The organism is Mesorhizobium ciceri biovar biserrulae, from assembly GCF_001618845.1.
Classification (GTDB): domain Bacteria; phylum Pseudomonadota; class Alphaproteobacteria; order Rhizobiales; family Rhizobiaceae; genus Mesorhizobium; species Mesorhizobium ciceri.
In genome coordinates, this window is sequence record NZ_CP015064.1 from 2,670,879 (window position 1) to 2,693,535 (window position 22,657).

The 22,657-nt window shown below is 61.7% G+C and carries 23 protein-coding genes and 2 tRNA genes; 18 read left to right on the plus strand and 7 right to left on the minus strand.

Annotated features, from left to right (window positions below; all coding sequences use genetic code 11):
• Window positions 1-174 precede the first annotated feature (174 nt).
• A complete protein-coding gene (locus tag A4R29_RS12275; protein ID WP_024504405.1) occupies window positions 175-753 on the plus strand; it encodes an NUDIX domain-containing protein in 579 nt (192 codons plus the stop codon).
• Window positions 754-813: 60 nt separating this feature from the next.
• Here the strand turns inward: A4R29_RS12275 and A4R29_RS12280 are convergent.
• Window positions 814-898, minus strand: a tRNA-Leu gene (locus tag A4R29_RS12280).
• Between the two features lie 375 nt (window positions 899-1,273).
• On the opposite strand from A4R29_RS12280, the gene tig reads away from it, so the two are divergent.
• Both tig and A4R29_RS12290 read left to right on the plus strand, forming a co-directional pair.
• Window positions 1,274-2,740 carry a trigger factor gene (gene tig, locus A4R29_RS12285; RefSeq protein ID WP_013532009.1) on the plus strand — a complete coding sequence of 489 codons (1,467 nt, stop codon included), beginning with the start codon at window positions 1,274-1,276 and terminating at the stop codon, window positions 2,738-2,740.
• Between the two features lie 160 nt (window positions 2,741-2,900).
• Window positions 2,901-3,425, plus strand: coding sequence for a hypothetical protein (locus A4R29_RS12290; RefSeq protein WP_013532008.1), 525 nt, complete (start codon window positions 2,901-2,903; stop codon window positions 3,423-3,425).
• 119 nt (window positions 3,426-3,544) lie between these two features.
• On the opposite strand, the gene A4R29_RS12295 is transcribed toward A4R29_RS12290, so the two are convergent.
• Both A4R29_RS12295 and radC read right to left on the minus strand, forming a co-directional pair.
• A complete protein-coding gene (locus tag A4R29_RS12295) occupies window positions 3,545-4,321 on the minus strand; it encodes a glutamine amidotransferase (RefSeq protein ID WP_063173660.1) in 777 nt (258 codons plus the stop codon).
• Between the two features lie 110 nt (window positions 4,322-4,431).
• The gene (gene radC / locus A4R29_RS12300; RefSeq protein ID WP_063172017.1) at window positions 4,432-5,193 is read right to left on the minus strand and encodes a RadC family protein; all 762 of its coding nucleotides are present in this window, start codon (window positions 5,191-5,193) and stop codon (window positions 4,432-4,434) included.
• 249 nt (window positions 5,194-5,442) lie between these two features.
• Here radC and A4R29_RS12305 point away from each other — a divergent pair, with 249 nt between their 5' ends.
• From A4R29_RS12305 to A4R29_RS12315, 3 genes are read left to right on the plus strand one after another with little or no spacing between them, the layout of a single operon-like run.
• On the plus strand, window positions 5,443-6,300 hold the full coding sequence (locus A4R29_RS12305) for a MipA/OmpV family protein (RefSeq protein ID WP_063172018.1): 858 nt from the start codon (window positions 5,443-5,445) through the stop codon (window positions 6,298-6,300).
• Between the two features lie 42 nt (window positions 6,301-6,342).
• Window positions 6,343-7,104 (plus strand): response regulator, encoded by a 762-nt coding sequence (locus A4R29_RS12310; protein ID WP_063172019.1) that lies wholly within the window; start codon window positions 6,343-6,345, stop codon window positions 7,102-7,104.
• Window positions 7,101-8,426, plus strand: coding sequence for a HAMP domain-containing sensor histidine kinase (locus A4R29_RS12315; RefSeq protein WP_063172020.1), 1,326 nt, complete (start codon window positions 7,101-7,103; stop codon window positions 8,424-8,426). Before A4R29_RS12310 ends, A4R29_RS12315 begins: the two co-directional genes overlap by 4 nt.
• A 27-nt stretch (window positions 8,427-8,453) precedes the next feature.
• Here the strand turns inward: A4R29_RS12315 and map are convergent, their stop codons facing one another.
• Window positions 8,454-9,281, minus strand: coding sequence for a type I methionyl aminopeptidase (gene map / locus A4R29_RS12320; RefSeq protein ID WP_013532002.1), 828 nt, complete (start codon window positions 9,279-9,281; stop codon window positions 8,454-8,456).
• A 243-nt stretch (window positions 9,282-9,524) separates the two neighbouring features.
• Here map and A4R29_RS12325 point away from each other — a divergent pair, with 243 nt between their 5' ends.
• The 5 genes from A4R29_RS12325 (at window position 9,525) to A4R29_RS12345 (ending at window position 12,667) form a co-directional block, all read left to right on the plus strand.
• A complete protein-coding gene (locus A4R29_RS12325) occupies window positions 9,525-9,821 on the plus strand; it encodes a DUF982 domain-containing protein (RefSeq protein ID WP_013532001.1) in 297 nt (98 codons plus the stop codon).
• Window positions 9,822-10,012: 191 nt separating this feature from the next.
• The gene (locus A4R29_RS12330; RefSeq protein WP_013532000.1) at window positions 10,013-10,276 is read left to right on the plus strand and encodes a DUF6074 family protein; all 264 of its coding nucleotides are present in this window, start codon (window positions 10,013-10,015) and stop codon (window positions 10,274-10,276) included.
• 322 nt (window positions 10,277-10,598) lie between these two features.
• Window positions 10,599-11,825 carry a pilus assembly protein TadG-related protein gene (locus tag A4R29_RS12335; RefSeq protein ID WP_063172021.1) on the plus strand — a complete coding sequence of 409 codons (1,227 nt, stop codon included), beginning with the start codon at window positions 10,599-10,601 and terminating at the stop codon, window positions 11,823-11,825.
• Window positions 11,826-11,844: 19 nt separating this feature from the next.
• A complete protein-coding gene (locus A4R29_RS12340; protein ID WP_063172022.1) occupies window positions 11,845-12,270 on the plus strand; it encodes a TadE/TadG family type IV pilus assembly protein in 426 nt (141 codons plus the stop codon).
• Window positions 12,260-12,667, plus strand: coding sequence for a TadE/TadG family type IV pilus assembly protein (locus A4R29_RS12345; RefSeq protein ID WP_013531997.1), 408 nt, complete (start codon window positions 12,260-12,262; stop codon window positions 12,665-12,667). Before A4R29_RS12340 ends, A4R29_RS12345 begins: the two co-directional genes overlap by 11 nt.
• An 810-nt stretch (window positions 12,668-13,477) precedes the next feature.
• Here the strand turns inward: A4R29_RS12345 and A4R29_RS12355 are convergent.
• From A4R29_RS12355 to phaC, 3 genes are all read right to left on the minus strand, one after another.
• A tRNA-Glu gene (locus A4R29_RS12355) sits at window positions 13,478-13,552 on the minus strand.
• A gap of 301 nt (window positions 13,553-13,853) precedes the next feature.
• On the minus strand, window positions 13,854-15,104 hold the full coding sequence (locus tag A4R29_RS12360; RefSeq protein ID WP_082827387.1) for a YcbK family protein: 1,251 nt from the start codon (window positions 15,102-15,104) through the stop codon (window positions 13,854-13,856).
• Window positions 15,105-15,319: 215 nt separating this feature from the next.
• Window positions 15,320-17,155, minus strand: a complete 1,836-nt coding sequence (gene phaC / locus A4R29_RS12365; protein WP_013531993.1) for a class I poly(R)-hydroxyalkanoic acid synthase — start codon at window positions 17,153-17,155, stop codon at window positions 15,320-15,322.
• Window positions 17,156-17,252: 97 nt separating this feature from the next.
• Here phaC and A4R29_RS12370 point away from each other — a divergent pair, with 97 nt between their 5' ends.
• From A4R29_RS12370 to A4R29_RS12395, 7 genes are all read left to right on the plus strand, one after another.
• The gene (locus A4R29_RS12370; protein WP_027162587.1) at window positions 17,253-17,645 is read left to right on the plus strand and encodes a hypothetical protein; all 393 of its coding nucleotides are present in this window, start codon (window positions 17,253-17,255) and stop codon (window positions 17,643-17,645) included.
• Between the two features lie 44 nt (window positions 17,646-17,689).
• Complete coding sequence (locus A4R29_RS12375) at window positions 17,690-18,907, plus strand: LL-diaminopimelate aminotransferase (protein ID WP_013531991.1); 1,218 nt, start codon at window positions 17,690-17,692, stop codon at window positions 18,905-18,907.
• Window positions 18,908-18,954: 47 nt separating this feature from the next.
• The gene (locus tag A4R29_RS12380) at window positions 18,955-20,268 is read left to right on the plus strand and encodes a homoserine dehydrogenase (RefSeq protein WP_024505707.1); all 1,314 of its coding nucleotides are present in this window, start codon (window positions 18,955-18,957) and stop codon (window positions 20,266-20,268) included.
• 133 nt (window positions 20,269-20,401) lie between these two features.
• The gene (locus tag A4R29_RS12385) at window positions 20,402-20,758 is read left to right on the plus strand and encodes a hypothetical protein (RefSeq protein WP_027162586.1); all 357 of its coding nucleotides are present in this window, start codon (window positions 20,402-20,404) and stop codon (window positions 20,756-20,758) included.
• A gap of 71 nt (window positions 20,759-20,829) precedes the next feature.
• On the plus strand, window positions 20,830-20,997 hold the full coding sequence (locus A4R29_RS33045; RefSeq protein ID WP_013531988.1) for a Thivi_2564 family membrane protein: 168 nt from the start codon (window positions 20,830-20,832) through the stop codon (window positions 20,995-20,997).
• 204 nt (window positions 20,998-21,201) lie between these two features.
• Entirely contained in the window at window positions 21,202-22,185 is a 984-nt protein-coding gene (gene glpX, locus A4R29_RS12390; RefSeq protein WP_013531987.1) for a class II fructose-bisphosphatase, read from the plus strand.
• A gap of 73 nt (window positions 22,186-22,258) precedes the next feature.
• Entirely contained in the window at window positions 22,259-22,492 is a 234-nt protein-coding gene (locus A4R29_RS12395) for a DUF6434 domain-containing protein (protein ID WP_027162585.1), read from the plus strand.
• Window positions 22,493-22,657 lie beyond the last annotated feature (165 nt).

Sequence of the window (22,657 nt, forward strand, 5' to 3'; positions counted from 1 at the left end):
CCAGACACGAGGCGGTGAAAGGGCTTCTGGACCAATCACGGGCGGGATTGCCGAAATGCCGGTTCGCGGCTACGCCTCGGCCAGGCATGTCTCCCAAAAGTGGCTCCGGTTTTGGGAGAACGACAGGCATAAACAGGAGCATGAAGTGCGACGCGCTTTAGCATGGAGACCGGGATGGAAGATCGTATTCGCGTCCGTTCGGAGGAAATCCTCTCCGACGACTGGGCCATCCTGAAGAAGACCGTCCTCGACTACCGCCGGCGCGACGGTCAGTGGGAGACGCAAATCCGCCAGACCTATGATCGCGGCGATGGTGCGGTGATCCTGCCTTACGACCCCTTGCGTTCGACCGTGCTTCTGGTGCGCCAGTTCCGCTATCCCGCTTACGTCACCGGCCACCGCGAGCCGCTGATCGAGGCCTGTGCCGGCCTGTTGGACGAAAACGATCCGGAGACCGCCATCCGCAAGGAAGCCGAGGAAGAGCTGGGTTATCGCTTGAAGGATATCGAGCGGCTGTTTTCGCCCTATATGAGCCCCGGCAGCGTCACCGAACGGCTCTGGTTTTTCATCGGCCGCTATTCACCCGCCGACCGCATCTCGGCCGGCGGCGGCGCGCAAGAAGAGGGCGAGGACATCGAGGTTCTGGAAATGCCGCTCGACGAGGCGCTGGCCGGCATCGCCGATGGCCGTATCGTCGACGCCAAGACCATCATCCTGATCCAGCATCTGAAGCTCAATCCGATGCCTGCCTGAACGGCGCCGGTCCTCCTTCGCCAGGGCTTTCGGGTGGCCCGCCACCCGAAGCTCGAAGGGTGGTGCGGATGAAGGGACTCGAACCCCCACGCCTTTCGGCACTGGAACCTAAATCCAGGGCGTCTACCAGTTCCGCCACATCCGCATGGACCGGCAATCCCATGTGGCCATCATTCTGTCAATGTCAGAGACAAGATGTGGCCCAGCGACAAGATGTGGGGCAGGCCCCGAATGCTGGTTATTCGCTGGGATGCGAAGACTGTTGAAAATTGGCCTCGCCTGTGACAAAAGGCGTGTCAAATGTGACGGGACGCGACGATCCGCTTCTGCAGAATGTGATAAGAAGTAGGAAAAACAAGAACTTATTCACATTTTGGAACGCAGTTTGGGAGAGTTTGAGCCGGGTTTTCGGTCAAATCGCCAGGTTCCGTACCAAAAGCCATTCCCGGCAAGAATATACCGGCAGGCTGTGAACGGCAGAGGCCGTGGCAGTCTCATTGGTGAAAACAAAGGTTTTACGATGCAGGTCACCGAAACGCTCAACTCCGGTCTCAAGCGAGAGATCAAGATCACCGTGCCGGCCGGTGACATGGAAGCCAAGCTGATGGCGCGGCTTTCGGATGCCCGCAACAAGGTCCGCATCAACGGCTTCCGTCCTGGCAAGGTGCCGGTGCAGCACCTGCGCAAGGTCTACGGCAAGTCGTTCATGGCCGAAGTGGTCAACGAAATCCTCAACGATTCGACCCGTTCGATCATTACCGGGCGTGGTGAAAAGGCTGCCATGCAGCCCGAAGTCATCATGACCGAGGACGAGAAGGAAGCCGAGAAGATCCTGGCCGGTGGCGCCGACTTCGAATTCCGCCTCAACTACGAGATCATCCCGGCGATCGAGATCAAGGACTTTTCCGACATCAAGGTGACGCGCCAGGTGTTCGACGTGCCTGATGCCGAGATCGACGAGCAGGTCCAGCGCGTTGCCGAATCGGCGCGCAGCTACGAGCCGAAGACCGGCAAGGCCGCCAATGGCGACCGTGTCACCATCGACTATGTCGGCAAGATCGACGGCGAGGCCTTCAATGGCGGCGCCGGCACCGATCAGCCGCTGGTGCTAGGCTCGAAGGAATTCATCCCCGGCTTCGAGGATCAGCTTGTCGGCGCCAAGGCCGGTGACGAAAAGCAGGTCACCGTGACTTTCCCGGAAAACTACCAGGCGGCGCATCTGGCCGGCAAGGAAGCGACCTTCGATGTCACCGTCAAGGAAGTGTCCCAGCCCGGCGCGCTGGAAATCAACGACGAGACCGCCAAGAACCTCGGCCTGGAGTCGCTGGAGCGCCTGCGCGACGTCGTGCGCGGCCAGATCGAGAACCAGTTCGGCGCCATGACGCGCCAGAAGGTCAAGCGCCAGCTGCTCGACCAGCTCGACGCGGCTTATTCGTTCGAGGCGCCGTCGAAGCTCGTCGACGCCGAGTTCAACAACATCTGGGCGCAGGTCAATCGTGATCTGGAAGCAGCCGGACGCACCTTCGCCGACGAAGAGACGACGGAAGAAGAGGCGCGCGCCGAGTATCTGCGGCTTGCCGAGCGCCGCGTGCGCCTCGGGCTGGTGCTGGCTGAAATCGGCGAGAAGGCCGGCGTGACCGTATCGGACGAAGAGCTGCAGCGCGGCCTGTTCGAGCAGGTGCGGCGCTATCCAGGAAACCAGCAGCAGGAAGTCTTCGAATTCTACCGCAACAACCCGGAAGCGTTGAACACGCTGCGGGCGCCGATGTTCGAGGAAAAGGTGGTCGACCATCTGCTCGGTCAGATTTCGGTCACCGACGTCAAGGTCAGCAAGGAAGAGCTGATGGCCGATGACGAAGAGGACGAGACCGCCGTCAAGGCGAAGCCGGCGAAGAAAGCCGCCGCCAAGAAGGCCGACGCCAAGACGGCCGACGACGCGGAAGAGCCCAAGAAGAAGGCCGCGCCGAAGAAGAAGGCCGCCGAATAACACCAGCGCTCCGCTGAAACAGGAAGGCCGCCCTCGAGGCGGCCTTTTTCGTTGCCAAACTGCAACAGCCGCCATGCTTCGCGAGCGACGGCCTGTGGCGACCAAGCTTTGATCATTATCTGCGCTTCTATTGCAAGCCGCTTGGTTGTTGGAGGGCGTGTTGAGACTGTTCGTCGAATTGGGACACGCTTCGGCAATCGCGCTGATCCTTATCTCGGTCTGCGGCATTGCCCAGGCCGGCACGGTGCCTGACAACTGGCGCTTCGGCACGAGTGAAGACGGCCTCGTGACGGCCTCGCTCTACGCCACCAACAAACTGATCACCGGCGGCGGTGCCTTGAGCTACAGCCCGATCCTGACGATTGCCTGCCGGGCAAACGGCGAGCCGCATTGGACTGAATGGCTGCAACTGAACGACGCTGTTTCGGCCAGCCGCAAGATCACCATGTCGATTACGGTCGATCAGGAGAGCAAGTTCGACGAAAGCTGGTCGGTCGGGCCGCGCGGCCGGATGCTGGTGCGCGATGGCGCCGATGGCATCAGGCGCCTTGTCGCCGCGAACCGGCTCCAGCTTTCGTGGCGGTTCGGGCTGCTGGCGGGGCGCGGCGAGGCCGATTTCGACCTCGCCGGGTTCGGCGAAGCGGTCAGCCAGGTTGCCGGAAACTGCAACACCGATCCGCCGTGAACGACCGTGAGGCGAAGGCGGCAACGGCCGAGCTCGCGGTTCCCGGTGATGCTGATCGGCTTCAAACCTTTGTTCTCATACATGTCGTTGCCCCAAAAACGCACTTTGGGGCGACATCTTCAAACGGCGTTGCTGACCCAGCGGAGCACGTTGGTCCAAAGCCGTGCATAGCCGGGCCATTCGACAAAACTGTTCGGCAGCCAGTGCGGTCCGATGTCCGACGTCCAGACCAGCGTGCGCCCTTCGCCGTGACGCCCGGTGACCAGCAGGGGATGGCCGCCCTGGTCCTGCGGCAGCCGCGCCAGAACCTCGACATCGTCGCGATCGCGGGCGACGACCTCGTTGGCACCGAGCAGCAGCGGCCATTCGCCCTCAATGCCGGCAAAAAGCGGATGGTCTCTTGAGCCAGTGATCTCGGGACGAAAGCCCTCCGGAATTTCGAGACGGTCATCATTGGGAAGGCAGGTCACCGGCAGCGCCTCCTCGACCGCCGTGCGATGCCAGCGCGCCTTGCCGTCAATGCCTTGGAAGCTGAAGTAACCGCCGATCATGATCAGGCCGCCGCCGGCCAGCGTCCAGTCGCGCAGGAGCTTGAGCCGGTTCGGCACTGTCTTGCCGTGCAGCCAGACATCGGGATGAAGCAGCAGCGAGTTTGCGCCAATGTCGGACAGGATGATCGTCCTGTATTGCGACAGCCCTTCCATGGTGAAAGGCAGCTTCTCGACGGCCTCATGAGCGGGCATGTAGTCGAGATCGAATTCGCTGTCCTTCAAGGCGTCGACCAGGGGCGTTGCCCCGAGATGGAAGGTGACGCTGCCGAATTGGTCGAACCCCTTGTAGTGGGTCGCCGAACTCACCCAGCTTTCGCCGACAAGAAGGACTTTTGTATTCGCCATGATCATACTCTCCTGATTCCGCCAGTCGCTTGTTCCAGCCGGCTTCGCCCGCCCCGATCTCTGGGATCGCGTGGTCGGGGTCGGCCGGCGTTGGCGCCGGCCCTGCCATCTCAGATCAGCAGCAGGCCCTTCATGCTGGCATATCCCTTCCGCCCGATGATGATGTGGTCGTGCACCGCGATGCCCAGCCGCTTGCCCGCGTCGATGATCTCCTTCGTCATCTCGATGTCGGCGCGCGATGGCGTCGGGTCGCCTGACGGGTGATTGTGGACCAGGATAATGGCAGTCGCCGAGAGTTCGAGCGCCCGCTTGATCACTTCTCGCGGGTAGACAGGCGTGTGGTCGACAGTACCCGTCTGCTGCACCTCGTCGGCGATCAGCGCGTTCTTTTTGTCGAGGAACAGGATGCGGAACTGCTCGCGCGCCTCGAAGGCCATTGCTGAGCGGCAATAGTCGAGGAGCTGCTGCCAGGACGAGAGGATCTCGCGGCCGTGGACCTCGCCGCGGGCCATGCGCTGCGCCGTTGCGGCGACGATTTTCAGGTCGAGTGCTACCGCAGGGCCGATGCCCTTGACCTCCTGCAGCAGGCCCACCGGGGCGCCAATCACTTCGGCCAGCGTGCCGAAGCGTGCCAGCAGCGCCTTGGCCGCCGGTTTGGTGTCGGCACGAGGGATCAGGCGAAAGAGCAGAAGTTCCAGAAGTTCGTAATCGGGCAGGGCATCTGGACCCGCCAGGGCAAAGCGCTCGCGCAAGCGGTCGCGATGGCCGAGGTAATGCGGCTTTTCGTCGAGCGTCGCCTTGGCTTTCGCAGCAGGCCGCATCGGCGCTTCGGAGAAGAAACTCCGCTCGTCATCGTCGCTTGTGTTCCCCATACCCCGCCCACATTGCTCCGGCACAGACATTAGAGCTGTTCTGGCCTGGATTGAAACAGTTCCGTTCTCCGATCGCGAGACGATCCACGGCAGATCGTGGCAACCCGCTGTCAGCCTATGGCCTCCCTATACGGCAAGATGAAACCACGATTGCGCAACAAAACTTAACATCACTTAACGCATGCGGCCACTTTCACCTGACATGGTGACGCCATCGGAGGCTCTTTGCCTCGCTATACTGGAGCACGCATGTTCGCCAAAATTGACTCTGGACTATTTGCCGGCCGGGCATCTCTTGCGGTCATGGCAATCCTGCTTTCAGCCCATTCGGACGGCGCGCTGGCGGCAGACGCCATTGCGGTGAATTCCGATGATTTTACCCTGCCGCCCGAGCCTTCCCGTTTCGGGCGCTTCGAACAGAAACTGTCCGACTGGCACGTCGTGCTCGGCGGCGGCGCCATCATCGTCCCCAAATACGAGGGCAGCAATGAATTCAAGATCATGCCGGTGCCTTTCGTCACGGCGACATTCCTCGACACGGTGACGATCGATCCGACTGGTGCCAACATCGCCGTTTATGAACAAGGACCGTTCGCCTTCAGCGCGCGGCTTGGCTATGAGATGGGCCGCAAGGAAGACGACTCCGACCATCTGCGCGGCTTGGGGGATGTCGACATGGGCGCGACGGTCGGCGTGAAGGCAGCGGCGAAGTTCGGTCCGGTCGAAATATCCGCGCAGCTGGACAAGACCATCGGCGGCAGCGATGGCCTGGAGGGCAGGGTGGGGATCGAGGTGACCCGGCCTCTGTCTCAATCGTTGATGATCGGCGCCAGCGCGTCCGCCGTGTTCGCCGACGAAAATTACATGCAGGCCTATTTTGGTGTCACGCCCGAGCAATCGGCTCGCTCGGGGCTGGCGCGCTATGATGCCGGCGCCGGTTTGAAGCGCGCCGATTTTTCGGTTTCCGCCACATATATGCTCGACGAGAACTGGATGGTGCGCGGCGAAGCGGGGGTCGGCGTTCTCTTGGGTGACGCTGCCGACAGCCCCGTCGTCGTCGAAAAGATCCAGCCTTCAGGGATGCTTCTCGTCGGATATCGGTTCTGACGCCTACCCAGGGCACCAAATGCAAGCTGGACAAGCTCCGGAATGGCACAGCAACGGCACCAAAGCGATTTGAGCGCCGAATCCACGTCGGCAAGGCAAGGTTCGCGCATCCTCATTGTCGAAGACGATCTGGAGATCGCACGCATGCTGGGCGACACGCTCACCGACAACGGCATGACTGTGGAAATTGCCGAGAGCGGCGTCCAGATGAATGCCGCGCTTCGCACCCAGAAATTCGATCTCATCGTGCTCGATGTCATGTTGCCGGGCGAAAACGGTCTCAACATCTGCCGCCGTCTTCGTGCCGCAACCAACATTCCGATCCTGATGCTGACCGCGCTCGGCGAGGAAATCGACCGCATCTTCGGGCTGGAAATCGGCGCGGACGACTATGTGACGAAACCGTTCAGCGCGCGTGAACTGACGGCCAGGATACGGGCGCTGCTGCGCCGTACATCCTATGATCCCGACGAGCGGGACTGGTCGAAGGTGCTTCGTTTCAACGGCTGGCGCCTTGATCCCATACGCCGGCAATTGCATGACCCCAACAATGCGCGGGTGACGACCACGACGCATGAATTCGACCTGTTGCTTGCGTTTTGTCGCAACGCAGGCCGGGTTCTCTCCCGTGAGGAACTTCTGGGCGTAACCCATGCCGGGCTCGCGGGGCCGATCGAGCGTAGCGTCGATGTCCATATCAGTCGAATCCGCAGGAAGATCGAAAAGGATGCGCGCGATCCGGTGCTTTTGAGGACCGTTCGGTTGGGTGGCTACATCTTCACCGCGACGGTGGAGGAAGCATGAGGGATTTCATCCGCCGTTTCTTGCCACAGTCCGTGCGTGGGCAGTTTGTGGCAATCATTTTCATCGCGGTGATCGTGATCATGTTCGTCGGTTCGGTCGTCGAGAGTTTCATAGAGAACGCCGATCTTCCCGCCGCGGAAGATAACGCCGGGCGTGCGGCCGTTGTTGCTGCCTTGTTGCAAGAAACCCCGGCGCAGGCGCGTGGCGCAATTCTGGCGACAGCAAAGCGGGCCGGCTTTGATTTCGAGATATTGCCCAAGGACCAGATACGCGGCATTGCCCAATCCTATCTGCAATGGCGAAGTGTCGAATGGCTTTTGCGTATCGACAGGGGGACGGTTGAGGGACGCTGGATAAGGGTCGGCGGCCGATACGCGTTTGTCATCGACCTCGACCAGCAGGACGTCCTGGCCCATTTCGGCATGCCCGATTCCTGGCTGACATCGGGCCTCGTCCGTGCCTCGTTCTACAGGTTCATGGCTTTCGTCGCCTTGCCCGTGCTGATCTGGCTGTTTGCGGTTTGGGCCGTGACGGATCCGTTGAAGCGCATCTCGGCGGCAGTCGGTTCGGCCGAGATCGAGAATGGCGACCAGCTCTTCGTCGAACACGGCTCCATTGAAATGGTGGGGTTGGCGCGCGCCCTGAACAGGATGAGGACGCGTATCCGCACGATGATCGAAAACCGCACGCGCATGTTGCGCAGCGTCAGTCATGATCTGCGCACGCCTTTGACGCGGCTGCGGCTTCGCGCCGAGCGCATGGATGATGGCCCAATCCGAACCGCAATCCTGTCCGATGTCCAGCACATCGAAATCTTGATCGACGAGACCCTTACCTACCTGCGCAACGATGTTTCGACGGAGAAGCTGCAGCGCGCCGATATTGCCAGCGTTCTGCAAACCGTCTGCGCCGAATTCTCCGATGTCGGATTTCCTGTCTCATATTCCGGGCCGGACCGGCTTCTGGGCTGGTGCAAGCCCAATGCATTGGCGCGTGCGATCGCCAATCTTTGCGACAACGGGGTCAAATTCGCCGGCAATGTCACGGTCGCCTTGACGGCGACCGGCACGGCGGCGCGCATCACGGTAGGGGACGACGGGCCGGGTATTCCGATGACGGCACGTGCCCGTGTTTTCGAACCATTCTTCAAGGAAGATGCGTCGCGCGGCATTGCGTCGAAGCATGGCTTCGGTCTGGGCCTCTCGATCGTTGCCGACATCGTCCAGGGGCACGGCGGCAGGATCGAATTGGAGGACAACCAGCCCAGCGGACTGGTCGTTACCATCGACCTGCCGAATGCCGCGGATGTGCAGTCGGCATAGACGGCCTCCCGCCGGGTAAGGTGCGCTCTAAGCCGGCAGGCCGGGGCGATCGAGCTTTTTGGGCGACAGCGTGAAAATCTCGCACCCTGTGTCGGTCACGCCGATCGTGTGCTCGTACTGCGCCGACAGCGAGCGGTCGCGCGTTACCGCGGTCCAGCCATCCGACAGAACCTTCACGTGCGGCCTGCCCAGATTGATCATCGGCTCGATGGTGAAGATCATGCCTGGCCGCATCTCGACGCCTTCATTGGCGCTGCCGTAATGCAGGATGTTCGGCGCGTCATGGAACAACTGGCCGACGCCGTGGCCGCAGAAGTCGCGCACCACCGAGCAGCGCTCGCCTTCGGCAAAGGTCTGGATGGCGGCGCCGATGGCGCCGGTGCGGGCGCCCGGCCTGACCGCCGCAATGCCGCGCATCAGGCATTCATGCGTGACTTCGAGCAGCCGCTCGGCGGCGCGCTTGATCGTGCCGACCGGATACATGCGCGAAGAATCGCCGTGCCAGCCGTCGAGGATGTAGGTGACGTCGATGTTGACGATGTCGCCATCCTTGAGCGGCTTGTTGTCGGGAATGCCATGGCAGACGACATGGTTGATCGAGGTGCAGGATGATTTCGTGTAGCCGCGATAGTTGAGCGTCGCCGGCAGCGCGCCGTGGTCCATGCCGAATTCGAAGACGAAGCGGTCTATTGCTTCGGTGGTGACCCCGGGCTGGACCATCGGCACCAGCTCGTCGAGGCAGCGCGCGGTGAGATCGCATGCCTTGCGCATGCCGGCAAAGCCGTCCTCGCCATAGAGGCGGATCTGGCCGGTATTTCTGAGCGGGGCCGTGGCAGCGTCGAGATAGGTGACCATTTTGTCCGTGTAGCGGGTAGGGCCCTGCAAGAGAGCCGACGTGAAGATCTCCCCAGATTTGGCACTTGAGGGCAAAAGGTTCAAGGAAGAACTGCCCGATGCACCCGCACAGTTCGAGATATTCGCCTTGCATGGGCGGTTCAGCGACCCAAGTGACGACACATTTCTGGGCCAAAAGCCGGTCAAAGCAACTTTTGACGACGAACGGCGTTGCTGCGGTGGCGCCAGTTCGGGAGACAGGAAATGGACAGACTGCAATTCGAGGTGCCGGTGCGCATAGCGCCCGCGCCCGGCCTGCCGGTCGAGGAGATCTACGGCGTCGAACAGGCGCTCGATTTTCTCCAGGACTGGCCTGCGCGCCGTCAGGGCCCGATCTACCAGAAAGCCTTCAACGCCTGCTTTGGGGCCACGGTAGACGTGGTCAAGACCGAGGATGCTTGCCGGGCGTTCATGGCGTTTTGCCGGGCCAGCGGACTGATGGCCAGGGATATGATGACGCCGCGCAAGCGCGGCGGTGAGGCGAGGGCGCTCCAGGCCTAAGGGCCGCCGCCGTTTCGCCTGCCCCCCACTGCAACCAATGAAGCGCGTTTGACGCACAGGCGATGTCGCGAGCGTATCGTTGCGTCCCCGCACCCACGTCAGCGCCGTTAAGCTTCCGTTTCCACCTTCCCGGCTACGCCATTGCTTGTTGGCAATGGTTGATTCGTTGCGTCAGTCTCATGGTTCGGAAGATGTCCCCAGAAAAAATCCGTGCATTCCCGATCGACCGTCAGGTATTCTTGGTCAGAGAGGTTGCTGCCAAGCTCGGCAACCTGCATGGCGAGACCGCCACCTCGTTCTGGAGGGCCAAGGCGTCGGAGTTGCTCGATCTTGTGGTCGGCTCCGGCAGGGACAGAACAGCAGCCAGCGATGAAGTGCGCAGGTTTTTCCAAGCCGTGCAAAGAGAGATGTCGGCCGGGGTGGTTGCGGAGCCGATGCCGATTCTTTCCGCTTGAAGAAAATCCTGCACAGCTTTGGCTTCCCACTGCATTCTCCAACAGTGCGAGCAGCAACACATCGGTGTTTGCTGCCTTCGACGGCAAGTTCGCTGATCGGGTGCGAACCCATGGCTGCCTATCGCAGGCGGATGCTCTAGGACATCGATGCTCTCTCTCGCCGCCTCCCGCTGGCCCTAGCCCTTCTCGCTTGCCAGGAAGTGCGCTCGCGCGTTGATCAGCCAGCGAAGCACTTCTTTTTTGAAGCCAATGGACCACTGCTCAAAAATGCACCGAACTTTTTAGCCATTCGTTCATTTATGCGTGCTTTCTAATCTAAGCCATGGCCTTGAATAGCTTCACCCGTGTTCGGCTTGTAATGGACGCCATGCGCCGGAGCACGGGCGCAAATGTCGCCACCATTTTTGCCCTCACCTTGCCGGTCGTTGTCGGCGCTGCGGGCTTCGGCGTCGAGACCTCCTATTGGTACTACAACAGCCTGAGATTGCAGGCGACGGCCGATGCAGCCGCCTATGCCGGAGCGCTCGAACAGATTTCGGGTTCCGACAAGCCGACGATCGTCGCGGCTGCGACCCAGTCCGCGGCGTCGAACGGGCTGGGCTCGGGCACGATCGTCGTCAATACGCCGCCCGCGTCCGGACCGAATACGGCGAAAAAAGCGGTCGAGGTGATCGTCGGCCAGAAGCTCGACCGGATGTTCACCCTGATCTTCACACAGGAAAAGGTTCCCGAACAGGCGAGGGCGGTGGCCGTCATTACCGATGCCTCGAGTGCTTGCATGCTCGCGCTCGATCCGTCCGCGTCGCAGGCGGTGCTGTTTTCCGGCAGCACCAGCGTTAAGCTCACCGGCTGCTCGGTCATGTCCAATTCCATCGCCTCCGACGCCATCAAGCTTCAGGGCGCGGCCGGTCTGCAGGCCGATTGCCTGATATCGGCGGGCGGTGTCTCTCTCAGCAATCCCGTCACCACCGTCTGCGCGGCCCCGATCACCCAGGCACTGCCCGCCGGCGATCCCTTTGTCGACCTGCCGGCCCCGGTGGCCGCGACCCCCTGCCTGAACGACAACAAGGCGACGCTCGGTCCAGGCACCTATTGCAGCGGCATGAACCTGAAGGGCAATGTCACGCTTTCGCCCGGCGTTTATGTCGTTCAGGGCAATCTCAAGATAAACGCCAACGCGGCCATCACCGGCGCCGGGGTGACCATCTTCATGTCGGGCAGCTCGACCGTCAGCATGAATGGCAATGCGTCCGTGAAGCTCAGCGCGGCGACTTCGGGCACCTACTCAGGCGTTCTGTTCTACGGCGACAGGACCGGCATGAGTGCATCCAGCACATTCAACGGCACAGCGGACTCGCTTTTGACCGGGGCCATCTATTTCCCCAAGCAGCAAGTGAGCTATCTTGGCAACTTCTCGGGCAATGGCGGCTGCACCAGGGTCGTCGCAGATACGATTCAATGGTCCGGTAACTCAACCATCAATCAGGATTGCTCGAGCCTCGGAGTGCCCAACATTCCAGCCGCGCGGTCCGTGGCACTGTCCGAGTAGCTCCGTGGGGCGCCGGTCGATGCCGATCCTTGGCGATGATTCGGGCGTTGCGGCGGTCGAGTTCGCGATGGTGCTGCCCATTCTGTGCCTGGTGCTGCTTGGTATTCTGGACGGCTGGTCCTACATAACGAGTTCACTGTCGATGCGCGCCGGTGTGAAGACGGCCGCGAACCTGGTCATGAGCGGATCGACCGATGATGCGGCGACCCAGGCCATTGCCATTGCGAGCTGGGAAAATCGGCCGGAAGACGGCCAGGTCACTCTAAGCCACATCCGTATGTGCGGGACGACCGTGGTCGACGCTTCCACCATGTGCAGTGGGCCCAAGGTGCCGTCGATCTATGTCCAGATACAGGCATCGGGCACCTGGGTGCCGCCAATTGCCTTCGGCGCCTTTGCCGCTCCCACCGTCATCGGTCACCAGGAGGTGATCCGTGTCCGCTAGGGTAAGCGCGTTGCGGCGGGATCGATCGGGCGGGGCCGGGCTGGAGTTCGCGCTGATCGCCCCCTTCCTTGTCATGCTGCTGTTCGGAATATTCGCCTTTGGCTGGTCGATGCACTCGGTCTCCAGTGTTCGCTATACGCTGGAGACGTCAGCGCGCTCGCTGCAGCTTAAGAACACGCTGACCCAAGCCGACATTCAATCGATCGCCACGCAGAAATTGCAGGCCTTGGGGTTCAAGGACGTGAACGTCACGATCGCCATCGACCCGGTGAGCGGCGGCTTCCGCATGGCGCATCTGACCGCCGCCTATGCCTTCGTCATCGACTTCCCCTACTTCAGTTCCTTCCCGATCAACTACGCGACAACCGTTACCGTGCCGCTGCTTGGCAGCGGCTAGGCTGTGGCCTGATAACCTCGCGCGCCGGGGCTCTGCCAATGCACCGGTTTGGCGGTCGTGGCGCAAGCTTGGCACTCGGCCTGCTTTTTATGGCACGGGGCTAGCTAATATATTCGTTAGTGCTAATATTAAGATTACGTTACGTCATGTCCGACCATCTGTCGGGTGCAATGTGGGGGTTCCAATGAGAGTGGCTGTATTGTGCGCGGCTGTTGTTTTCGCTGCGACCGGTGTCGCTGTTGCCAAGGAAAAGAAGGCGGCGGTCAGTGACGCTGCCGCCTTGTGTTCCACAAAACCGTCGACCAAGAAGCCCGTTGCAAATCTGGACTGCGGTTTCACCGGAACCGCCAAATCGGAAGATAGCGGGGCAAAGGCAGAGCCGCGTCTCGGATACGACTCCAATCCGTGGATCATAACAGGCTTTTGACTTTGCACTGTCGGATGCCGGTTGAAGCGCTGAAGAGGGTCGTCTTGAGCGGCGCGCGACCCGTTCTCATGTAGGCTCCCGCACGCAAACCAGGCAAATAAATACGGACTTGCCACTCGGGGCTTCGCCCCGTTGTCGCAATGCCGTGAAAGCCCAACTCGACCGTGCAATAAAAAGCCCGCCACGGGGGCGACCTGCGGCGGGCTCTTGGAGCGGCTACATCCCTTAGGAATCGACCACTTTGTAGCAGGATTATGACCCGTGTGGCCGCGTTGGCCTATGGTGTGATCGCGGAAGACTGCGCGTCAGTTGAAGAGAGCAGCAGAGAGCCAAGCGAAATTGCCGACATTGGGAGGGAGGTTTGCGCCAAACGCAAATTTTTCTGGTACGCCCAAGGGGAATCGAACCCCTGTTACCGCCGTGAAAGGGCGGTGTCCTAACCGCTAGACGATGGGCGCGCTCAGACGAAGCGGCTTATACTGGCGTTGTGCGCAACCGGCAACCCGTCAGGTACCACCTTGGACAACTTTTTTCCAGGCCTGCCAAATCAACGGTTTGCCGAGGGTTGGCAGGCTTGACGATTAGCGGCGACACCCATCGTTTCGTCATCCACGGGCGGAGCAAGGAGCGCTCCGTCGCGAAGACCCGAGGATGACGAAGTTGGGGACGCTTCGGCCTATCTCGAATGTTCAGGAGGCTGGAACGATATTGCCGGAACGGCCTTGGCGGCTGACAGGCGTAGGCCGTCAAATAGCGCTGCTAGCCGTCACCGCCGCTGCGCCGGCGGCAGCGCCAGTTCCAGTCGCGCTCGGGGCCGACGTCGACGTGAACCGATTCTGTGTGGCAGTATGTGCCGACACCGCCGCGACCGGGCATGCTTCTGATGTAGCTCGCCAGTTCCCATTTCGAAACGCCGGGAACCTGGATGTCTGCGGCGGCGCAATACATGTGCAGCGAATTCTTGGCGCCGTTGGCGCGCCGGTTGCGGGCCGGGTCGCGATAGCCTGACGTCACCGTCATCTTGCGGCCGTAGTGGCCTTCGATCGTCTTCAGCACGCGCACCAGCGACGGTTTCAGGCAGGCCACATCGACGCTCTCGTTCTGCTTGAGCAGCCCGTTGGGCGCCAGCCGGGCCATGCCGGCGGCGGACGCAACCTGATAGGAGCCGCCCACTGGCCCCTCATCCTCGTTGAGGTCGACGTCGCTTTCGTCATCGAGGCCGGACTTGCGCTTGATCTCGAACAGGGCCGTCTGGCGCACGCCGGGCAGGGCATCGCTGCCGGTGATGTGACCGCTATCGCCACCGAGCGAAGCCAGCTGTACCGGCTTGGCCGTGGAATTGGCCGAGGCAAGCGTGATGATCGGCTTTGCCGCTGCTGGTGTCGCTTTTGCCTGCGCCGGGGGCTGCTCGCCCGTCCGGGCGTTGCTGATGAGGGGGGCTGGTGTCGCCGAGGCTGGCGTTGCGCCAAACATCGAGGCGAGGAAGCCTTTCTTCTTTGGTGCTTCGGCCTGCGGCATCTCGCCAGCCGTCACATAGACCGGGTTGTTCATGGCCGGAGCGGCAGTGGGCTTCGGCGCCGCCACGTCGCCGTCGGCCGCGGCGATCTGCTGGGCGACCGCATCGGTCTGCTGCGCGGTCTGTGCCTGCTGCGTCAGCGACTGCGGCGTGTTTCCAACGATGGTTTCGGCGCCCGCCGGCATGGTCAGCGGAAAGGCAGCTCCCGGTTTGGACACAGGCACATAGGCGACCTTTTCAGGCAGCGCCGTGTCGCTTGCCGTCATCACGGTCGTCTGCTCCGTCGTGACATCAGACGAATCGGAGGCGGCGATCGCCTTGCCGCTGGAGGCCGCGTTTACATCCGATGCGGTGGCATTGTAGCCGGGCATTCCGACCGACATTGCCGGGTCGCCAGCCGAAGTGCAGGAGGCCAGAAGCAAGGAGCAGAGCGCTGCCACAATGGCGCGGCGTTCTCCCTTTGCGAGGCTCCATCCTGCTGATTTCAAAGTCAAATTCCCCCTCGATGTCCGGTCGGCATATCTTGGCGCGGCATGCATGCGTCGCTGCCAAGGTGACCTTTGTCTCCGATCCGGAAACGAGACCTGTGTCAAATCCGCAAGCCTGGAAGTATTTTTGCAGTGATTGCCGAATTACGGCCGCTTGATGGTTGACGACACCATTTCGCCCGCTTTTGGCGGCCCGTCAACTCACCACACATTACAGTCCGTTACACACGGACCTTCACATAGGTGCCCGGAGCATCACCCAAGGTTTTCATATGCTTGCCCGGTTTGCGGGCAGGCACACGGGTGTTGTCCTTGGCCTCTATCCAGCCTTGCCAGTGCGGCCACCAGGATCCTGGATGGTCGGTGGCATTGGCTATCCACTGGCTGAAGTCGCCCGTCGGCGTACCCCCGGTCCAATACTGGTATTTGTTGGATGCCGGCGGATTGACGACACCGGCGATATGGCCCGACCCCGCCATCACATACTCGACCGTGCCGCCGAAATATTTCGAGCCGAGGAACACCGAAAGCGCCGGCGCGATGTGATCTTCCTTGGAGGCAAGGTTGTAGACCGGGATCGTGATGTCGCCGAGCGAGACCGTGCGGCCCGCCAGTTCCATCGTGCCTTGCGAAAGGTTGTTCTCGAGATAGCAGTTGCGCAGGTAGAAAGAGTGGTTGGCTGCGGCCATGCGGGTGGAATCGGCATTCCAGTAGAGCAGGTCGAAGGGCAGGGGATCCTTGCCGCGCATGTAGTTGTTGACGACATAGGGCCAGATCAGGTCGCCTGAGCGCAGCATGTTGAAGGCGGTCGCCATCTTGGTGCCGTCGAGATAGCCCTTTTCGCTCATCGACTTTTCCACTGCCGCGACCTGTTCTTCGTCGACGAATACCTTCAGGTCGCCGGCATAGGTGAAGTCGACCTGCGTGGTGAAGAAGGTCGCCGACTTGATGCGGTCGTCGCCCTCTTGCGCCATCAGCGCCAGTGCCGCCGCCAAAAGCGTGCCGCCGACGCAATAGCCGATCGCGTTGACGTCGCGTTCGCCGGTGGCCTTCTCGACCGTGTCGAGGCCGTATTGCAGACCCTCGCGGATATAGGCTTCCCAGCTCTTGGTGCCGTGGCGCTCGTCCGGATTGACCCAGGAGATGACGAACACGGTGTGGCCCTGTTCAACCGCCCAGCGAATGAAGGATTTCTGCGGGTTCAGATCGAGGATGTAGAATTTATTGATCCATGGCGGGCAGATCAGCAGGGGCCGCTTGAGCACAGTCTCGGTCGCCGGTTCGTACTGGATGATTTCGGCGACGTCGCTGCGACCGACCACCTTGCCGGGAGTGGTGGCGATGTTCCTGCCGATCTCGAAGGGCGAGTAGTCGGCCTGCCGCAGCTTCAGGTCGCCCTTGCCGGCGGCGATGTCCTCGGCCAGCATCTTCATGCCGCGCACCAGGTTTTCGCCGTTCGAGGCGACGGTTTCGCGGAACAGTTCCGGATTGGTCAGGATGAAATTCGACGGCGAGATGGCGTTGGACACCTGCTTGACGTAAAAGCCGGCCTTGTGGCGGGTGTGCTCGTCAAGACCTTCGGCGTGCTCGACCAGATCGGCCGCCCAGCGCGAGGTGACGAGATAGGCCTGCTTGAGGAAATCGAAGAAGGCGTTGCGGCCCCATTCCGGGTCGAGGAAGCGCTTGTCGCCGCGCTCCGGCTTGACCGCGTCTTCGGTGTCTTGCGCGGCGTTGCTGGTGCGCTGAATGGCGTTGGCCCAGACCGTCATATAGCCGGAGAACAGCCGCGTCTGCGCTTCCAGCGCGCGCTGCGGATCGGCAAGCCAGTATTCGCTGAGCTTGGAAAAGGTCTTCACCATATCGACGACGGGCTCGGCCACATGGTCGCGCACGTCGCCTTTTTCACGCGGCTCGGCCCAGGCGGAAGCGGCCTTGCCGGCCTGCTCGATCATGCGCGCCATGTTCAGGGCGAAGCGTTCCGGGTCCTTCACCAGATATTGCTCGACGGTCGAAGGCTGGTCATCTTCCGCTTTGCCCGAATCGGGTGTTTTGGACATGGTTGGCGGGGTTCCTCCCGAGGCCTTTTGTTGACATATTAACATGGGACATCCGACCGGGCCAATCTCGCTCTACCTCGGCTGCCAAGGAAACAATATGACGATTAATATTGGCGAGACTGTTTTTTTCGGTGCCGGACGTTTTTGCCGCATCGGCGCGGCGATCGTCCTCATCGGCATTGCCGGGTGCTCGAGCACCAACACGAATGGCCCGACGCCTGTCGCTGTGGGTGCGGGACCGAAGGATACCGGCACCTTCCCGAACCTGAACATCAAGCCGCAAGTGGCGGCGCCGCAGTTCACCGAAGCCGAGAAGAACGCCAAGCTCGCGCAATTGAAGGCGGATGAGAATGCGCAGGCGGCAAAGGGCGGCGGCCCCAAGGTCGCCAACCAGGCGGCGCTGACGGATCTGGCCAAGAAGCATGGCGACGAAACGCTGAAGCAGATCGAAGCCAAATGCGACCCCGCCCTCGACCCTACCTGCAAATAAGTATATAGCGCGCGCCCAACACCCCTTCGCTGTCTGGAACTGCCATGGAAGAATTTCACAAGGTTCGCCGGCTTCCGCCTTACGTGTTCGAGCAGGTCAACCGGCTCAAGGCCAGCGCCCGATCGCGTGGCGCCGACATCATCGACCTCGGCATGGGCAATCCGGACCTGCCGACGCCCAAGGCTATCGTCGACAAATTGTGCGAGGTCGTGCGCGACCCGCGCACGCATCGCTATTCCTCGTCGCGCGGCATTCCGGGCCTGCGCCGCGCCCAGGCCGCCTACTATGGCAGGCGCTTCGGCGTGAAGCTCAACCCCGACACGCAAGTGGTGGCCACGCTCGGTTCGAAGGAAGGCTTCGCCAACATGGCGCAGGCGATCACCGCGCCCGGCGACGTCATCCTGTGCCCGAACCCGACCTATCCGATCCATGCCTTCGGCTTTATCATGTCGGGCGGCGTCATCCGCTCGCTGCAGGTGGAGCCGGACGACGGTTTCATCCCGGCGCTCGAGCGCGGTGTCAAGCATTCGATCCCGAAGCCGCTGGCGCTGATCCTCAACTATCCGTCGAACCCGACAGCGCTGGTCGCCTCGCTCGATTTCTACAAGGATGTGGTCGCCTTCGCCAAGAAGAACGACATCATCATCCTGTCCGACCTTGCCTATTCGGAGATCTATTTCGACGGCAATCCGCCGCCTTCGGTGCTGCAGGTGCCTGGCGCGATCGACGTTTGCGTCGAATTCACCTCCATGTCGAAGACCTTCTCCATGCCCGGTTGGCGCATGGGCTTTGCCGTCGGCAACGAGCGGCTGATCTCGGCGCTGACGCGGGTGAAGTCCTACCTCGATTACGGCGCCTTCACGCCGATCCAGGTGGCGGCGGCACACGCGCTCAACGGCGACGGCGCCGACATCGCCGAGGTGCGCGACATCTACCACAAGCGCCGCGACGTGATGGTCGACGCCTTCGGCCGCGCCGGCTGGACCATTCCGGCACCGGCGGCATCGATGTTCGCCTGGGCGCCGATCCCGGAGCCGTTCAAGCATCTCGGCTCGCTCGAATTCTCCAAGCTGCTCATCGAACATGCCGACGTGGCCGTGGCGCCCGGTGTCGGCTTCGGCGAGCATGGCGACGAATTCGTGCGCGTTGCTCTGGTCGAGAACGAGCACAGGATCCGGCAGGCGGCGCGCAACATCAAGCGCTTCCTGTCAACCAGCGCCAAGCAGCCCAACAATGTCGTGCCGCTCTCCGCTCACCGGTAAGCTTGCCGCACGCAAATTCGATCTGACTTTGAGGGACGTCGCCGGACATGGCTGAAGCATTGCGTGTTGGAATTGCCGGCCTCGGCACGGTCGGTGCATCGGTGGGGCGCGTGCTGCGCGACAAAGCGGTGGAACTGACCCGCCAGTGCGGCCGTGACGTGATCGTCACCGCCGTCTCGGCGCGCGACCACAAGCGCGATCGGGGCGTCGATCTGAGCTCTGCAAAGTGGTTCGACGATCCGGTCAAGATGGCCCAGACCGCAGAAATCGACGTGTTCGTCGAACTGATCGGCGGCGACGAGGGCCCGGCGCGCTCATCGGTGAAGACGGCACTCGAAGCCGGCCGTCACGTCGTCACCGCCAACAAGGCGCTGCTGGCCAAGCATGGCGTGGCGCTGGCCGAGATCGCCGAGAAGAAGGGCGTGCTTCTCAACTACGAGGCGGCGGTGGCGGGCGGCATTCCCGTCATCAAGACGATGCGTGAGGCGATGGCCGGCAATTCGGTCACCCGCGTGTTCGGCATCCTCAACGGCACCTGTAACTACATCCTGACCCGCATGGAGGCCGAGGGCATCTCGTTCGATGCTTGCTTGAAGGACGCGCAGCGGCTGGGCTATGCCGAGGCTGATCCGACCTTCGACATCGAGGGCCACGACACTGCGCACAAGCTGTCGATCCTGACCAGCCTTGCCTTTGGCACCAGGATCGCCGCCAACGACATCTACATGGAAGGCATTTCCAACATCACCCAGGCCGACATCCGCGCGGCCGCCGATCTTGGCTACCGGATCAAGCTGCTGGGTGTCGCCCAGCGCACCGAGAGCGGTATCGAGCAGCGCGTGCATCCGACGATGGTGCCGACCGCATCGGTCATCGCGCAGGTGCATGGCGTCACCAATGCGGTGGCGATCGAGACCGACATTCTGGGCGAGCTGCTGCTGTCCGGCCCCGGTGCGGGCGGCAACGCCACCGCATCGGCCGTCATCGGCGACATCGCCGACATCGCCAAGAGCCGGCCAGGCTTCCAGCATGGTCCGGTCTTCGGCCGGCCGGCCAAGGAGCTGAAACCCTACAAGAAGGCGCAGATGCGCAGCCATGCCGGCGGTTATTTCATCCGGCTGACCGTGCACGACCGCATCGGCGTGTTCGCGGCAATCGCCAAGCGCATGGCCGACAATGACATCTCGCTGGAATCGATCGTCCAGCACGCAGTCAACGGCGAGGCGGCGGCACAGAAGACGGTGATCCTTGTCACCCACGAGACGACGGAGGCCGCCGTGCGCAAGGCGGTAGACGGCATCACCAAGGACGGACATCTGACCGACAAACCGCAGGTCATCCGCATCGAACGGGCAGGGTAGCTCTGTCCGACAGTCGCGCGGGACAAAAATTCCGCAGGCATTGAGGTCCGGTCTGAAGGCAGGCAGCCGCCACAGACCGGAACGAATTCGCGTCGACGCCGTTCTCTTGGTCACCAACCAGAGGAACCGCTTCATGGCTGACACCAACAAATCCGACACCCCCGATATCGACGACATCCAGAAGACGCTGGAAAAGCAGATTGCCGAACTGCGCAGGGAGATCACCAAGATCAACAAGAGCATCTCGGCGCGAGGCGCGGAGATGCTCGATGACGCCAGCGAACAGGCGTCCGAGTTGTACGACACCGCGGCGAACCGCGCTTCGCGTACGGCGCAACAACTGCGCAGCCAGGCCCAGGCTGTTTCGGAAGTCGCGCGCGACAATCCTGGTACGACGACAGCTTTGGTCGGCGTGATCGGCCTGCTCGGCTTTCTGGCCGGCTTCGCCATTGCTCAATCGACGAACGATACCTCCCGCCGCTGGTATTGACCGCAGCGCAATAGGGCCGGGCTTCCGGCCTTTTCTATTGTTTTCAGCAAATCACTTTTAAGGAGGACACCATGGCTTCATCAGCGTTGATCGGCATCCTGATCACATTCCTCGTCATCATCCTCGTTCTCTATCTGGTTCAACGCCTGCCGCTCGATGGCCGGATGAGACAGATAGTTCAGGTCATCGTCATCATCATCGGCATCATTTCGCTGCTCAAATACCTCGCGGTTTTTTAGGCCGCGAAGGCCGCCATTCTCACCGTTTTAAGACTGGCCCGGCGCGTGGCGATCGGGCCGGTCGTGTTTCAAGACGCAGTTTAATCGATTGATATTGTTGGATATTCGATAATATTCGTGGCAGGTCTTGCCGTTGTCATGCTCGTTTGACAAAACAGGCCCGCCTCCGGCGGGAGGCCGCATTGCCAACGAGGAAATCACCAGATGAATGTGGCCCAGAACATCGTCGCCGGCCTTGACCGGATACTCACCATGGAACTGGTGCGCGTCACCGAACGGGCCGCCGTCGCGGCCGCCAGGCTGCGTGGGCGCGGCGACGAAAAGGCGGCCGACCAGGTCGCCGTGGATGCCATGCGCCAGGAACTCAACCGGCTTTCCATCAGGGGCACGGTGGTGATCGGCGAGGGCGAGCGCGATGAAGCGCCGATGCTCTATATCGGCGAGGAAGTCGGCTCCGGCAAAGGTCCGGCGGTCGATATCGCGCTCGATCCGCTCGAAGGCACGACGATCTGCGCCAAGAACCTGCCCAATGCGCTCGCCGTCATCGCCATCGCCGAAAAGGGCAGCCTGCTGTTTGCGCCCGATGTCTACATGGACAAGATCGCCATCGGTCCGGGCTATGCGGACGGCGTCATCGATATCGATGCCTCACCGGCCGAAAACATCGCCAGCCTCGCCCGCGCCAAGGGCGTGGCTATTTCGGACATCACCACCTGTATCCTCGACCGGCCACGTCATGCCAAGCTGATCGATGCCGTGCGCGCCACGGGTGCCGCGATCCGGCTGATCGGCGACGGCGATGTCGCCGGCGTCATCCACACCACGGATCCGGAAGAAACCGGCATCGATATCTATCTCGGCACTGGCGGAGCACCCGAGGGCGTGCTGGCCGCCGCCGCGCTGCGCTGCACCGGCGGCCAGATGCAGGGCAGGCTGATCCTCGACACACCGGAAAAGGTTGCTCGCGCGGCAAAGATGGGTATTTCCAATCCGAAACGGGTCTATCGGACGGAGGACATGGCGCGCGGCGATGTGCTGTTTGCGGCCACCGGTGTCACCGACGGCAACATGCTGGCTGGCGTCAAGTTCGGCCACAATTACATCACCACCCACACGATCGTGCTGCGCTCGTCGTCGCGGACGGTGCGCGAGATCAAGGCACGCCATCAGGATCTGGATAAGTTCTGACGCTTGCTTGCGAAGCCACCTTGCAATTGTTAGCCATTCGGGCGCACCCGATATTGGCTGCAAGGATTTGACGATGAAACCGTTCGACTGGCACGCGGATTCGATTTCGCGCGCCACCGCCATCACGCAGTCTTATCGCAACACCCAGAATGTGCGTCGCTTTCTCATCCGGGAATGCAGCGACGCATTCAGCTTCGACCGGCCTTTCATGGCCTGGCTCAAGGACGGTGTGGAAAAGACGATGGGCGATGCGGCCGACGAATGGCTTCGGCGCCAGGCTGAAAAGCGGAAAGCGCAGTTTTCTTGACACTTCCCGGACGGCGCACACCGTGAATCGCTTGGTTTTGCCTGCCTTTGGCCTATAGAGCGTCGCATGAACGTGACACGATTTAAATCGTTGCCAATGCAGGTCGTCGCCCCAAAACCGCTGCGCACTTTTGGGCGACATGCACTATCGTGCGGCCAACGATGA

Excerpts from the sequence above, each read along its gene's own strand:
- A4R29_RS12275 (WP_024504405.1), top strand. The coding sequence starts at position 175 with ATGGAAGATCGTATTCGCGTCCGTTCGGAGGAAATCCTCTCCGACGAC.
- tig (WP_013532009.1), top strand. The coding sequence starts at position 1,274 with ATGCAGGTCACCGAAACGCTCAACTCCGGTCTCAAGCGAGAGATCAAG.
- A4R29_RS12295 (WP_063173660.1), bottom strand. The coding sequence starts at position 4,321 with ATGGCGAATACAAAAGTCCTTCTTGTCGGCGAAAGCTGGGTGAGTTCG.
- radC (WP_063172017.1), bottom strand. The coding sequence starts at position 5,193 with ATGGGGAACACAAGCGACGATGACGAGCGGAGTTTCTTCTCCGAAGCG.
- A4R29_RS12305 (WP_063172018.1), top strand. The coding sequence starts at position 5,443 with ATGTTCGCCAAAATTGACTCTGGACTATTTGCCGGCCGGGCATCTCTT.
- A4R29_RS12310 (WP_063172019.1), top strand. The coding sequence starts at position 6,343 with ATGGCACAGCAACGGCACCAAAGCGATTTGAGCGCCGAATCCACGTCG.
- A4R29_RS12315 (WP_063172020.1), top strand. The coding sequence starts at position 7,101 with ATGAGGGATTTCATCCGCCGTTTCTTGCCACAGTCCGTGCGTGGGCAG.
- map (WP_013532002.1), bottom strand. The coding sequence starts at position 9,281 with ATGGTCACCTATCTCGACGCTGCCACGGCCCCGCTCAGAAATACCGGC.
- A4R29_RS12325 (WP_013532001.1), top strand. The coding sequence starts at position 9,525 with ATGGACAGACTGCAATTCGAGGTGCCGGTGCGCATAGCGCCCGCGCCC.
- A4R29_RS12330 (WP_013532000.1), top strand. The coding sequence starts at position 10,013 with ATGTCCCCAGAAAAAATCCGTGCATTCCCGATCGACCGTCAGGTATTC.
- A4R29_RS12335 (WP_063172021.1), top strand. The coding sequence starts at position 10,599 with ATGGCCTTGAATAGCTTCACCCGTGTTCGGCTTGTAATGGACGCCATG.
- A4R29_RS12340 (WP_063172022.1), top strand. The coding sequence starts at position 11,845 with ATGCCGATCCTTGGCGATGATTCGGGCGTTGCGGCGGTCGAGTTCGCG.
- phaC (WP_013531993.1), bottom strand. The coding sequence starts at position 17,155 with ATGTCCAAAACACCCGATTCGGGCAAAGCGGAAGATGACCAGCCTTCG.
- A4R29_RS12370 (WP_027162587.1), top strand. The coding sequence starts at position 17,253 with ATGACGATTAATATTGGCGAGACTGTTTTTTTCGGTGCCGGACGTTTT.
- A4R29_RS12375 (WP_013531991.1), top strand. The coding sequence starts at position 17,690 with ATGGAAGAATTTCACAAGGTTCGCCGGCTTCCGCCTTACGTGTTCGAG.
- A4R29_RS12380 (WP_024505707.1), top strand. The coding sequence starts at position 18,955 with ATGGCTGAAGCATTGCGTGTTGGAATTGCCGGCCTCGGCACGGTCGGT.
- A4R29_RS12385 (WP_027162586.1), top strand. The coding sequence starts at position 20,402 with ATGGCTGACACCAACAAATCCGACACCCCCGATATCGACGACATCCAG.
- A4R29_RS33045 (WP_013531988.1), top strand. The coding sequence starts at position 20,830 with ATGGCTTCATCAGCGTTGATCGGCATCCTGATCACATTCCTCGTCATC.
- glpX (WP_013531987.1), top strand. The coding sequence starts at position 21,202 with ATGAATGTGGCCCAGAACATCGTCGCCGGCCTTGACCGGATACTCACC.
- A4R29_RS12395 (WP_027162585.1), top strand. The coding sequence starts at position 22,259 with ATGAAACCGTTCGACTGGCACGCGGATTCGATTTCGCGCGCCACCGCC.